Annotated in this window: 12 protein-coding genes; all 12 read left to right on the forward strand. The window is 47.8% G+C overall.

The annotated features are described in order from the left end of the window. Positions 1 to 39: 39 nt before the first annotated feature. The 12 genes from SH449x_RS17200 (at position 40) to SH449x_RS17255 (ending at position 13605) form a co-directional block, all read left to right on the forward strand. Positions 40 to 1002, forward strand: coding sequence for a hypothetical protein (locus SH449x_RS17200; protein WP_482377312.1), 963 nt, complete (start codon positions 40 to 42; stop codon positions 1000 to 1002). Positions 1003 to 1075: 73 nt separating this feature from the next. Continuing rightward, entirely contained in the window at positions 1076 to 1504 is a 429-nt protein-coding gene (locus SH449x_RS17205) for a hypothetical protein (RefSeq protein ID WP_482377313.1), read from the forward strand. 377 nt (positions 1505 to 1881) lie between these two features. After that, positions 1882 to 2916, forward strand: coding sequence for a hypothetical protein (locus SH449x_RS17210; RefSeq protein WP_482377314.1), 1035 nt, complete (start codon positions 1882 to 1884; stop codon positions 2914 to 2916). A 5-nt stretch (positions 2917 to 2921) separates the two neighbouring features. After that, complete coding sequence (locus SH449x_RS17215) at positions 2922 to 3314, forward strand: hypothetical protein (protein ID WP_482377315.1); 393 nt, start codon at positions 2922 to 2924, stop codon at positions 3312 to 3314. A 69-nt stretch (positions 3315 to 3383) separates the two neighbouring features. Next, positions 3384 to 3803, forward strand: coding sequence for a hypothetical protein (locus tag SH449x_RS17220; RefSeq protein ID WP_482377316.1), 420 nt, complete (start codon positions 3384 to 3386; stop codon positions 3801 to 3803). Further along, positions 3800 to 4840 (forward strand): hypothetical protein, encoded by a 1041-nt coding sequence (locus SH449x_RS17225; RefSeq protein WP_482377317.1) that lies wholly within the window; start codon positions 3800 to 3802, stop codon positions 4838 to 4840. The genes SH449x_RS17220 and SH449x_RS17225 overlap by 4 nt, the downstream gene beginning before the upstream one ends. Positions 4841 to 4967: 127 nt before the next feature. Continuing rightward, complete coding sequence (locus SH449x_RS17230; RefSeq protein ID WP_482377318.1) at positions 4968 to 6878, forward strand: hypothetical protein; 1911 nt, start codon at positions 4968 to 4970, stop codon at positions 6876 to 6878. Between the two features lie 617 nt (positions 6879 to 7495). Then, a complete protein-coding gene (locus SH449x_RS17235) occupies positions 7496 to 8992 on the forward strand; it encodes an ISKra4 family transposase (protein WP_482376812.1) in 1497 nt (498 codons plus the stop codon). 559 nt (positions 8993 to 9551) lie between these two features. Continuing rightward, positions 9552 to 10622 carry a hypothetical protein gene (locus SH449x_RS17240; protein ID WP_482377319.1) on the forward strand — a complete coding sequence of 357 codons (1071 nt, stop codon included), beginning with the start codon at positions 9552 to 9554 and terminating at the stop codon, positions 10620 to 10622. Between the two features lie 72 nt (positions 10623 to 10694). Next, complete coding sequence (locus SH449x_RS17245) at positions 10695 to 12476, forward strand: ArnT family glycosyltransferase (RefSeq protein WP_482377320.1); 1782 nt, start codon at positions 10695 to 10697, stop codon at positions 12474 to 12476. 92 nt (positions 12477 to 12568) lie between these two features. Continuing rightward, on the forward strand, positions 12569 to 13354 hold the full coding sequence (locus tag SH449x_RS17250; protein WP_482377321.1) for a DUF1573 domain-containing protein: 786 nt from the start codon (positions 12569 to 12571) through the stop codon (positions 13352 to 13354). Further along, positions 13351 to 13605, forward strand: coding sequence for a hypothetical protein (locus SH449x_RS17255; RefSeq protein WP_482377322.1), 255 nt, complete (start codon positions 13351 to 13353; stop codon positions 13603 to 13605). Before SH449x_RS17250 ends, SH449x_RS17255 begins: the two co-directional genes overlap by 4 nt. The last annotated feature ends 80 nt before the right edge of the window (positions 13606 to 13685 follow it).

The raw sequence follows: 13685 nt of genomic DNA on the forward strand, positions 1-13685 counted from the left end.
TTGTCATCAATCCTCCCCGAGTAAGTAATGAGCCGTTTTATGAGTAAGAATATTGCGATGTCAATTCTACTGGCTTTTCTAACAACTCACACCCTTCTTGGGGACGAAAAGAGCGTTGCGTTGGCAGGGTGCCGAGACAACTTCGAGCGACTCCGCACAGGTGCCTGTCGGATAGAAGTGACTATCGATAGTGGTAACCCCATTGAGATCAAAACTTGGTTTGATATTGATGTAGGAGCATTTCGCTTTGATCGGTTGGTGCCGGACGAAGACGGAATCGCGCAAGGTGGTCGTATAATTTATACCAAGGACAAAACCTATCAACGCTTGGGAATGCGTGCTGCTGGAAGAGCAGTCGTACGAAACATATCCTCTGCCGCCTCTCATTCGACGATTAGTTTTTTTGACGTGAGGAAGCTCGGTACCTTTTCCATCCCGGGACCGCCATATACCTTCAATGACAGAGTGATAGTGGACTCTATCTCGAACAATAAAGATGTTCAGGTAGAGGTTTTCGGTCACTTGACGAAATTGTCCTGGGAACAAGACGAACGCAGAAAGCAATTATGGCTCGACGAAAGACAGGGGTATGGTTGGGTAAAAAATGTAACGGAATCAGATCTTACGAAATTAGACTTTGAAACCTCGTGGGAAGAGAAAGGTGGAGTCTTTGTTCCGGTTGGTATGAAATTTGTCAATAGGCAGTTGGATGTCACGGAAATCGTTACCGCGTCCGTTTCTTGGGAAATCGTAAACGGTCCGATAGACCCATTTTTGTTCACTCCGGAGGCACTAGCCGGTGACGACCAAATATCACTTTACTCCAATGAACTTGGTGGTAGTCCCGTCTTCGTAGAAGCTCTGGGAAAGCGGTCGTCCGCAAGCCAAAAGGCACCTCCTATCAAAACAAACGGAAGCTTCCGTCTATCGGTCATCGTTCTGCTCGTCATCCTTTCTGTGGTGTCAGCGTTGCTTTGGATGCGAAGGACGAGTAGAGATTGAGATAGGATTGGATTCTGGTAGGATTCGAGGGCGGTTGTCGTCGCCCATCTTACTTCCTTACTCGTTCTATTCCATGACTGCGATCAAAAGCCCGCGTAGAGCGATTGCCATCGTCTCGGTGATCGCGCTCAATCTTTTGTTGGCGTGCGTCCTCGCGAGAGCGGCGTGGGTGGCGTCTCCTACCTTCGATGAAACAGCCCACTTTGCAAGCGGGATCGTCTTGGCCCAATACGCGGATCCTGGCTACTTTCGGGTCAATCCGCCAGCCAACAAATGGTTGATCGCTTTCGTCGAACCCATCATCCCTGTTCTCGAATTACCTCCTGTTGTTCCCTCTACACAACAAAGCAACGCCTCTCGAATGGAGTTCCAATTCGGACAGCAAGTCATGTCCGATAACGAGACGAATTACAGGCGAGGACTGTTGCTTCGCTGGCCAATCCACGCATCGGTCGCTTGCATGACTGCGGAGAGTAGCCTGCTCAATGTCCCTCAGGATTAGCAGCCTATTCTGGAAACGCAGAATCACGGAGGACGCGGAGGGCATGGCTCAGAATATCTCATGTCGCCAATCTCCGTGCTCTCGGTACCTCCGTGTATCAGAAAATTTCTCCCCAAGCCTCCCCTCAAGAAACTCGTGGCGAATAGCGATTTTTCGGGGAAAATAACAGGCTTTTGTAGCGAGAGCCGCATAAGAATGGAGGGCAAAGCGAAAAATTTTTCCAGAATTCCTGTCCGCGTTGAGCAAAAAAGTTGCATTACTACTACAGAGGGTGGTCCTCAACGAGAAATTCCAGGTCGTAAACGTGCTCGGTTTTTTTCCAGAGAAAGAGTCTGAGATGGTCTCTACGTTATAGATGGCACAAAAAGTTATTGTTCTTGTCTGTTGTCGAATTAGGTCACAGTATGCGGGGTAAAATATTAAATTTATTGATGATCGGGGGTTTGTCAGTTTGCGTTGGGGTGTATGTTCTTCCAGCCATTCCTTTGTTCTTTAAAGACGGACCATTGGAGCTTGAAGTCTCAGAAATTCCAACGGCTCTCATCCAAATGTCTGATTCGAAGATTATGCTCACGATACATAATCGTACTAGGGGAAAGGTGGCGGTATTGGATGCTCGCACAACATGCTCTTGCTTAAGTTTTGTTGATGTGCTCGAGGGGATAGAAATTAAGGCGGGTGGAAATCACCAAGTAAATTTGCATGTGAGAACGGGAATGTCGAGAGACGGGCTGTCGTCGACCGTTCTTATAAGATTTGAAAACGAACATGGCGAGTTAATTGCGATCAACAAGCATATTGGGTTGGATGTTGAGCCGATTGTAGACCTTAGTTCAAACTTTCTTGAGTTCGGAAAAGTAACTCGTGATTCAAAAGTGGTCGAAAAACTAGTTTTTTCTTCTCGTCGAAACGCTGAACTTGATGTTTTTCCACTCGCGAGAGAACACACAGGGTTCGTAATTTCAGAGGTGCGTAAAATTTCAGATAACTGCACAGAGGTTAGTATAGAATTCGAACCAGCGCAGGTCGATTCGTCAGTTTCGAATTGGTACGGCAACTTGTCGTTTAGAACCTCGCTTACGGGAAATTACATTCATCATGTTTCTGCTCGAGTTACCATCACAAGGACGCTAACTGCTCATCCTCAAAAGATAGTGTTTACAAGACCAATTCAACGGCGGACGGTTTTTGTTTCTCAAAGTGCTTCGTCTAGTTTGGTTGAGGAGGCTGCGATCCATGTGACGGCAAGCGATCCCAAGTTGATAATCGAGTCGTTTGAGAAGGTCGATGAAAGGTGTTTTCGAATTGACGTGCTGTTGGCAGGAGAGATACCGGCTGAAGCATACCTCGAGGTTTCCACTCAGGATACAAGTCAAAAAATTTCTATACCCGTTTCTCTTTGGAAAGGTTAATAAAAGTGCGAAATTTTATGATTGGTTATTGTATGGTTTTCGTCGCTGTAGGCTGGGCTGTAGCCGAAGTCCTGGATTGCCCCAACAAAGCTCCCTCAAACGGAGTCGGTGCATGCCATGAAGAAGTAACCCTTTGTACGGACAACGTCACCGAATATACTTGTTTATCGCAATTCTTTCTTTCGTATGAGGTTAAACAGGATTTTCCTAGAAAGTGTGTTGAGAAAGAAGGCTTTCGCTGCAATCAACCGCTAAAACCTTGCTACAGAAAGGCTGCTTGCACTTGGCAAAATGGGATTTGCGTAGAAGGAAATCCTAACCCCGCACTTTGGCAGAACAAAAAGAAACGCGTTGGGGAGAAGTGCAACGATGACTGCGAAGAAAGCGAAGAGGCCTGATAGAAACTTGCCTGTGGCAACCTCTTGAAAATGTTTTACACTTTACCATTTTAATTTAGGAGAATTCTAGTGACTATCAAGTCTTCGAAAATCTTTTTCATTGTGGTCGTTATGTTTGTGTGTGTAAAGTCCTTTCGGGTTTGGGGGGAAGGGGAGTGTGACAACGAGAAACCGTCCGGAAATCTGATGGCTTGCGCGGAAGTTTTGACGTGCGGTTCATATGAAGACATGAATGCTTGCCTTAATGATCCGGGTATTTTTCTTTATCCGAAACTCGTCAAACAAGATTTTCCGGCCGAGTGCGAGGAAAATGCAACCGGTTGGAATTGCAACGAGCCGTTGCGTCAGTGTTATAGAAATACACTTTGCCAATGGAGCAATGGTGTTTGTATTCCAACTGGGCTCCTAATGGCCCCATGGACGAGTGTAAAGAAGAAAGAGGGAGTCAAATGTGGTACGGGCGGAGAAGAAGGCGAGATCGAAGAGTGAATACACGTAACAGGAACCTACTAAACGATTTCAACGGTGCATCTAGGATAATTTCAAGAATCTATGGCCATAGTTTTGGTTGTATTTCAGGATTCTATCTACTGCTTCTGCTTTGCTCAGGGCTTTTTGCGGATGAATTTGAGGAATTGCTTGACGGGGTGCGTTCATCCCGGGAGTCGCTTTATTGCTACTCTTTCACTCTGGTTGATGAATTTCACAGAGATGATCAACCTGTGATTCAATCTACTTGGCATGTTGAAATGATTCTGGATGAAGCTCTGTTTCAATTACAATCGACTACGAACCCAAGTTCGTTAGGAAGTGCAACTTCGATCGTCAGGGCTGATGAAGTCTACTATTATGATGGCGATTCTGCGTGCGTTCATGGACTTGGAACAGGATCGGGTGCATTTGCATTTAATCCTAGGTTACTCGGAATAAGTATCGGTCCATTTGAAAACTCGACCCTTGAAAATTCGCTTAGGATTGGAAGAAGAAAGTCCGGTACGGTTGCAGATTCTGAATGGAATGGTATTTCAGTTAAATCTGTTGAAATAGATGATAACGAGGGTGCTAATCTTTCCTTTTTAATCGTTCCCAATCCAGTCTTTCGGGTTTTGAAATACGTGTACGAAGTTCAAGACCTAATTCGAGAAGAATGGCATTCTTTCTATGATGATTCCATTTTCAAGGGTGTTTTGCCATACCGGATTGAAATGCACGGAGAAGTTTTCTCGACTTCCACTAAAATGAAGCGAACCTACCTGATATCAGACGTTAAAGAAATACCCGCTCGAAAGTTTGATTTCATCGATTTGAAAATGCCTTTGAATACGGCCGTAAGTGATATACGGATTCGGCAACGTTTGGGATATTGGGACGGCGAAAAACTAGCAGAAAACATCGTTACTAAGAAAACCTCCAAGGAAAAGGAATCAGACACAAAAACTCGAAGTTTTGGGCTAACGCTACCGTTGCTCATTGCGATTTTGATTGGACTTTTTATCTTTGCCTTTGTGAAGCGAACTCGAAGCTAGGTCAGTCTTACGGGTATGTCTTTTTATGCGAAAATTTATGTTTTACTAAGATGGAGGTGCAATGCAATTTTGCTGCAATTCGAGGATGGTAATCAGCGACCCGCATGTTTCTTAAGTAATCCATTCCATGACTGAGACCAAAAGCCCTCGTAAAGCGATTGCCATCGTCTCGGTGATCGCGCTCAATCTTTTGATGGCGTGCGTCCTCGCGAGAGCGGCGTGGGTGGCGTCTCCTACCTTCGATGAAACAGCCCACTTTGCGAGTGGAATTGTTCTGGCCCAATACGCGGACCCAGGCTACTTTCGGGTCAATCCGCCAGCCAACAAATGGTTGATCGCTTTCGTCGAACCCATCATCCCTGTTCTCGAATTGCCCCCTGTTGTTCCCTCTACACAACAAAGCAACGCCTCTCGAATGGAGTTCCAATTCGGACAGCAAGTCATGTCCGACAACGAGGCGAATTACAGGCGAGGGCTATGGATTGCCCGAATGGCTCGGATTCCCGTGATGCTGCTCGGTTCGTGGTTGTTGTGGCTGGCATGTTGTTCCATGCCAATGCTTTCCAGGGTACTGGTACAAGCGTTCTGGTGTACTTCGCCTCTCATCCTCGGTCACGGATGGATTGTATCGGCGGATGCACCGGCCGGTGTGGCCATGGCAGCGATTCTGTGGACGGGACTGCCGTTGATGCGTCACGCATCGCTAAAGTCTGTTGTATTCTCTGGTGTCGCATGGGGGGTTGCCATCGGGACCAAGTTCACGTTTGCTCCGTTGTATTTGGCTTTTCCATTGGTAATCGAAGGAAGTCGTTGGGCGACGAGACAAGAATTTTCGTGGCGAGGACTGTTGCTTCGCTGGCCAATCCATGCATTGGTGGCTTGCATGACACTCCATGCACTCTATCTGTTTCAAGAGCCGTTGGTTCCGATTGGCAAACATGAGTTTATCAGCATGGAGTTTCGTGACTTTCGATTCGAGCGAGCGAAAACCCAATCGACATTCCAGCAATTGGTCTCGTATGTTCCGTCTCCGTTTCCACGTCTATTCTTAGAAGGAATCGACCAACAGCTTGCCGATATGAATCGGCCCCGTGGTGCCTATCTTTTGGGAAAACGGATCGAGGGTCCTCTGCCTTGGTTCTTTCTGGTTGCGTTTTGGGTCAAAGAACAACCTGCGGTACCGATAGCGCTATGTATTGGAATGGGTGGAGTGATACTAAGTGGCGTACAAACAATACGCCGACCAAGGGGTAACCGCGAGCGCAGCTTAGATGGCTTAGCAGATTCTGTACGTGACGAGCGGTTTCATTTGAATCTGTTTTGTTTTTTGTTTCTGCTGTTTATGGGACTTCTGTTTCAGTCTCAAGAGAATTTGGTTTGGAACATGCGTTATCTCATCCCGGCGTTGCCCGTGTTGTATGTATTGGCTGCCGGGTGTTTGCCCTCAGTACTGAGCAGAGAGGTGGGAGGGAGAACACTTGGGACGGTTATCGGGAGAGGACTGCTTGGTCTGATCGTGGTGTTTATGGTTTGGGACATGAGTTTTAAATGGTCCCATCCGTTCTCGTATACCAATCCGTTCTTTGGGGGAGCGTATCGAACTCCGATGGCGCTCAACGACAGCAATTTTGACTACGGACAAGATGTGTACCATGTTGCCGCTTGGCTCGAACGTGAGAAATCCGAGAGAGCTCTTGATGAACCGATCTATCGCATCGTTTCGGGATTTGGTCGGGAGGCATTGGAGTCGTGGTCCGAGGTGGGGAATCGAGAGCAGATCGAGAGAGCGATTGCCAACGCCAAGAGTCGCACAACAACTCCAAGGTCTACAACTGATTTGTCTCGAACTAGAAAGCTTCGAACGCCGTTGGTGGTATCACGGAGTTTGTATCATGCCGAGCCGTGGGGGATCCGGTACAGCGACTTTGATACTGCGACGCTCGCACGGGAGGATTTGCCGTTACTTCAAGAGTTGCTTCTCATGGAGCCCGCTGCGTGGATCACGCCGACGGTCGCCGTGTACGATTGCGGGGAATAGCTGGACTCGCAAGAATTACGTAGCTGGACTCGCAAGAGTTCTGTATCTTGTTTTCCAAACCGCGTGGAGGCGAATGGCTCACGATGCGAGTCTCAGTGCTCTCTGTGTTTCAAAAAATTTGAAAAAATATTTTCACGCAAGAAAACGCGTTGCGAAAAGCGGTTTTTTCAACAGAAAAACAGGATTTTGGAGCGCGCACCGCAGAAGAATCGAGAGCACAGTGAAAAAATCTTTCCAGAATTCCTGTCCGCATCGAGCAAAAAAGTTGCATTACTACTGCAGAGGGCTTTCCACTACGAGAAGACTCCGGCTTTGACTCAACGGGTACGTGTGAACGCAGTAGTTCCCAAAGCGTACGGATGATGTCTGTTTGCCAAAGCGGAAGTTTTGGGAACGTTACACTACATTTCGCATCTGTGTGATTAGTGGAGTGGTGGAATGCCCATTGGGTGTGACCGGCTCATCGTTGCTTAGTCGGTAGTGAGTCGCGATTTGCTAGCACAAGATATTGTGGCATCATTTCCGGCGACAACCAATTGGTTTCGTTTTCAGTATTGAGAGAGATAATAAGGGTAACGGCGAGCTTTTTCGTCGGTTCTCAATCACGGAGTCAAATCATGAACGAATCGTTGGATTTCCAGAATGTAGATTGTATTGTCGCACAGCTTAAAGAGCTGGCTAACACAGCTTTTCGTACGGGGCAAGCGATCGACCAAACGGAGCTTGATTTACACAAGCGACTAATGGCTCTCGGACATGCATTGATTGGAACAATCATCGAGCAAGCAGGCCAGGGAGATGTTGGACCTACCATCGAGAAGAAAGGGCGAGTCTATAATCGAATGCCCAAACGGACTCGGAGGTATCGCTCCATCTTTGGCGATTTCAGAATCGAACGCTACGTCTATGGAACAACACCCGATCAAGCGATCCAAGCCATTCCTTTGGACGAGCATTTAGGGCTCCCGCAGAATGATTATTCCTTGGTCTTCGAGTCGTGGGTCGGAACTCATGCGACCGAATCTTCCTTCCATAAAGCGGTTGGGTTACTGGAACGAATCACGTCACTCCACGTCCCAGTCGACAGCGCCGAACGGATCGGAAGCCGATTGGGAAAATCAGCGGCCTTGGTACTCGATAATCCGCCATCGATCGATCGAGCTACCGAGGCAGAACTCTTGGTCCAAACCAGTGACAACAAAGGCATCCCGATGGTACGCAAGCAAACGGAAAAAACACCTGTGGGTGCTTCTGTCGAACGCATGGGCCCCAAGCCGGGGCAGAAACAAATGGCGTGCATGGCCGGAGTGTATACCGTAGATCGCGATGTTCGAACGGCTACAGAAATCATTGATGCTTTATTCCATGAGCCTGAGTCAGGCGAGACAAGTAGATCAGAAGCTAAGCCGAAGAATCCTCGGTACTTTGGGGCGTTGACCAAGCATGATTCTAACGGAAACGTGATCGGTAAGTCCGCTGAAGAGCAAGCTCAGCAATGGCTAACTGCCAATACGCTCCGACGCCACCGAGAGGGTCAAGAGATTTTGGTTATGCACGACGGGCAACCATCACTTTGGAACTTAGCGCATGAGTACCAGGAGGGATGGAACACGATTGAAATACTGGACCTGATGCATGTACTTCCGCGAATCTGGGCAGCCGCGAAGATCATCCAACCAGATTCGCAAAGCTCGTATGTTCGCGAACAGCTGCTGCTACTGCTTAAGGGAACCGAAGGTCTAATGATCATAGGAATCAAGACTGCGATGAGACGCAAGGGCATAAAAAAAGCACAACGCGAAGAGCTTGGCAAGATCGTGAAGTATTTGGAAAACAACCGCTCACGAATCAAGTACGGTGAGTATTTGGCAAAAGGCTATCCGATATGCACTGGGTATATTGAAGGAGCCTGTCGGCATGTGCCCAAGGATCGAATGGAAAAGAGTGGGATGAGATGGAAGGAAAAAGGAGCCCAGACCATGCTGAACCTTCGCTGCATCGAAGCGAGTGAGCTTTGGGATGTCTTAGCCACAACGCACCGAACGGTAAACCTCTCGATCTACGGTAAGAAACGAGTGAACTATAGCGATCAGTTCTTGGCAATGGCGTCGTAACTAACAGAACAACCGGTCACACCCATGCCCATTGAATTGTTCGATTGACCGATTCGTACCATGTCAAATTTTTCGTTTCCATTACTAGGAGAATTGTTATGCTGAGACTGAAATTGTTTGCTTTGGCTCTTGCGGGTGCTACTGCGCTTTGGGCACCCGTGAATGGAGCGAATTTGGGTGATTGAGTAGGTGGCAACTTTGGTAATATCGATTGGAAAAAGAAATGCAAAGACAAGAGCTATTGTGTGGGTGCGCTAAACACCTGCCTACCTACCGATCAACCTGTTAGCGTCCCAAATAATGGGAATACGTTCCATGGTTACAAAGCGTCGGCTCGTAAGAAGACCGGAACTTGTCAGGATGTTGACTATGGCATATGGGGTTGCAGAACTTGCTCAGGAACAGTTGTCTGTGCAAAATTGACCTACTTCACCATAATACAGTTGCGGCCAGATGGAACTTACACTTGCGTGGGGATATCCATTACCCGCGACAAATTATCTGGAAACTGCATCTAATCGAAACGAGCGTTGCGTCGAAAAACCATAGGAGTGTTTGAATGGCTGGTCTGGCTTTTCTCACGTTTTTGGTCATCCAGGTCCCCTCGGCTCTCGAGGTTGCGGCTGAGGAGTCTTTGGACAATCTCGCAAAGTGCGATAACTTTTATTGCGAGTTTGAGTTGAAAAAAGTACGCCTTGCGAAGGGGGATTTGCGAGACTTTCCAATCGATGCTTGTACAGATATTGCCACCTGCCGAGTTCAATGGTGGAAGATTGGGGGTGTCATGAAGTACTCTTTGGGTAGTATCAACAATCTTGAGCCCGGAGTAGTGATAGATTCAGGAGAATTCAGTGGAGAATACCTTAATGGCTGGTCCGAACAGCAGATCTTGTCGGATGGAAATTTCACCCTCGTTTTAACCGACGATCGACTTGGTCAGGTTTTCTCGAGGAGCAACGACTTTCCAGGTCCCGAGATAACTCCCCTTAACCTCTTCGGCATATTTGGATCTGATCTCAAAAGTTTTCCGGGTCATGTGATTCGGGGCGCCGGAAAGTTTCTGAAGATCGATCAGGTTGACCTAACGAATGACAAGGTATCATTTCGATCCACATCCATCAGTCGCCCCAAGGACTCGGCAGAAATTCGGTACACGCTCGATTCTTTGAAGGGAATGAGTCCAGTGCACGTCGAGATTAAGTTTACGAATGTCGAGGGAGTTGCTCAGGTTCGTGAGTTCTCGCAAATCAATGGTGCTTGGTTTCCGTCCGTGGTGACTTACGCTCAACAAAATACTTCCTCAAGCGACGCACCAGAAGGGATGATACTCAATGTGATATCTCTTCGTCCCTTCTCTGAGTCGTCCGCTCTAGGGCTCAAACTACAAAAAGGTACGGTCCTCAACGATGATATCGAAGATCACGTTCAGCTAACTCTGGACCGGGAAAGAGATATCAAGTTGTCTGATCTATCGCTGCTGCACAAAGAGTTAAGCCAGCCAGACATCGACGTAGAGATCGGAGCACGCGATCACACCTCGAATTCGCGAATGATTTTTCGAGTTGTGACTGGCTGTTTGTTCGTTGTGATTGCCTACTTACTAGTCAGCATGCGCAATAAGCGACAGTGATTGCCGAGACAATACAAAGTGCGAGCCGCCAGTGATACGTCGTTGAATCAACAACCTTCGTTAATAGCAAGGATGATGTTCGTTTCTCGATTTCCCGGATTGCTGGTGATATTGCTTTTGATCCACACAGGTCTGCTGGTCTGTGCCGCCTCGAGAAACGGCCCCGGCTTTGACGAGATCGGGCACTTACCCGCCGGAATCTGTTACTGGAGAAGTGGAAATACCAGCCTCTATCGCGTCAACCCACCACTAGCTCGGGCAATGGCTGGCTTGACACTCGGTTGCTTGGCCCTAGACGTTGCCGACACAGATGTTCCTGAAGGTAGTCTCGCAAGAACGGAGTTTGATGTCGGAGAGAACTTCTGGTCTACGCATGGCAGCAATGCTTATTGGTATCTGACACTCGCTCGGTGGACGAGCATCACTTGGAGCTTGATGGCAGCGGTAGTAATCTTTCTGTGGTCTCGAGACCTATATGGGCCGGAAGCTGGTTTGATCAGCGCAATGTTATGGTGCTTTTGCCCGTTTGTTCTAACCAACGCACAACTCATTACGCCTGACACCTGCGCTGCGGCAACAGGATTGTTGACTGCCTACAATTTTTGGCATTGGACTCAGCGATCAACTGTAAAGCGGACCTATGAATTCGGCGTTACGCTTGGGATTGCGATGCTCTCGAAATTTGTTTGGATCTTTTTGCCGTTGCTGTTTGTAACGTTGTGGTGTGTCTTGTTGCCACTGAAAGGACGAATTATTAGCTCCCGCGAGACGCTTACGCAAGGATTTCTTTTGATTGCGTCACTTGTTTGTGCGTTGCTCGTGGTCAATGTTGGGTATGGGTTTGTCGGAAGTTTTCGCCAACTGAACTCCTACAGATTCGTATCTGAGCAACTTCGACAACCTGCTCTTCTGGGAAAGAGTGGCAATTGCTTTTCGGATTCGGTGATCGGAAAACTCCCGGTTCCATTGCCCAGCGACTTCGTGCTTGGAATTGATCGACAGAGATTGGATTTCGAGATCAAGTGGCCATCATATCTTAGGGGAGAGTGGCGCGAACATGGTTGGTGGTATTACTATCTGTATGGGTTGCTGGTGAAACTCCCAATAGCCTACTTGGTGATCGGAGGGCTAGCCATCGGACAGTTGGTCTACATATCCCGCAAACAAGTGGCAGATATGCTTACCTTGCTTTCGCCATCCGTTGCGCTATTCGTCTTCGTAAGCACTCATACTGGGTTCAATCATCATGTGCGATATGTGCTACCAGCCCTTCCCATGATTTATGTGTGGCTAGCAGGCGTTTGGAAACCTATGTCGCGTCTGAAGGGGGGGACTGTAGTTATCACAGCACTATTCATATCAGGTGTTGTGAGCGTCCTTTCCATGTATCCACATCATCACGCTTATTTCAATGTCATCGGAGGAGGTGCAAAGCAAGGTCACTTGCATTTGCTCAACAGCAATTTGGATTGGGGACAAGGAATTCTCGAACTCGCTCGATGGAGCAAGGGCAATCTAAACAACAGACTCGATGGCGTCGCTTGTAGTTCGCAGCGCCTAATTCGGATGTCGGACATTGGATTGCCGGATTCCGAGGTTCCCAAGGGATTTTCCGATTTGGTCACGCTATCTAAGGAACAACTTCGGCAGCGTCGGGAAGAAGGACGTGGCCCCAAGGCTGGAAGATACGCCATTTTTGTAAACGAACTTTATGGTCACCATGGAGCATACAAGTACTTTTTAAAACTCGAGCCGATCGAGGTAGTCGCTTACACAGTGTTTGTATTTGAAGTCACTGAGGCTGACGTGAATGATTACTGGGCGTCGGTGTTTGGGGAAGTCGGTGACGAATAAGATCGAAACTGCGGGCCAAGCGTCGCTGGTGGTTTTGTCAGATCACCCCTCGATACTACTTGGTACTAGTAAACAAAGGGGAAACGAAAATCATGTCAATTGGAACGAACCGAGCCCTCTTGATTATCTGCTTAGCTGGGTTACTTGTCATGCTTTTTTGGTACAACGGATCAGACATCCCCGCGCTGAGCAAGCGATCAGAGGTGGTGGTTGTGAATGTTCCGGCAGAATTTTTCTCCAACGAATATGATGTTCAGGAAGTCGAGATAGAAGTTCGGAATGAGAGTTCGATGCCGGTAGGAATTGAACGAATCATCGCCGACTGCTCTTGTACGACTGGTCAAGTTTCGGAGACAAAGATTCTACCAAGGTCAAGCTCAACCGTCCCATTGACGATTCGTTGGGGGGGTAAATGGGGGCAAAAGGAAATGAACGTTACGATGGCGATGTCCGATTCGACAATGAAACGTTACCTGTTGAAAGTCGAAAGGTATCCCAGGCTTTCCTTTGAAAAGCAATCCTACTCATTTCTCTGCGCTGATGACAGTGAGTGCTATCAGGAAGTGAGACTTTTTTCAAACTTCGAGGCGAGCACTCTGGAACGTGTGATACCCGCCCCTGTAGTCGAAAAGATGGGTGAAAACATCGACATTGAGTATCTTGGCGAAGATTTGGAGGCCAACGAAACTGTTGGAAAACGTGTGTATCGCTATCGAGTTTGTGCACGTAGAAATGAGTATTCTGAAACGGCCGTTACATTGTCGGCGACTTCTGGCACGGAGCGATGTGCCTGTCATGTCAAGTTCTATTGGGAAAGCAAAGTGCGAATTGCACCAAGCTCGATATTCCTTGGACATTTGAATCTAATGATAACTTGAGAAAAGAACTTGTCGTCGAAAGCCTGAGCACTACGGGCGAACGTATTGAATACAAGGGAATCGTCGGTGAGTCCAGCGCATTCACGGTAACACCACTCGCAAACGACTCTTCGTCCAAAGTTCCTCTGGTATTGGAAGTTCGAAGTGCAATTCTCTCGCAAGGTCCTTTTGTCGAAACAATCGAAGTGCAGATTTCTGTTAATGGTTCGGTGGTTCTACTTCCAATTCGTGTCTCGGGCTTCGTTCGATAGCTTCTGCTCGTTGGCTACTTCTTCCTAGACGACGAAAAGGGGACGGGGGCAATACTGTTCGGCACAAGAAATGCTGACTG

Source organism: Brakhagea baltica, assembly GCF_052161605.1.
In the GTDB taxonomy this organism is placed as follows: Bacteria; Planctomycetota; Planctomycetia; order Pirellulales; family Pirellulaceae; genus JBKCUI01.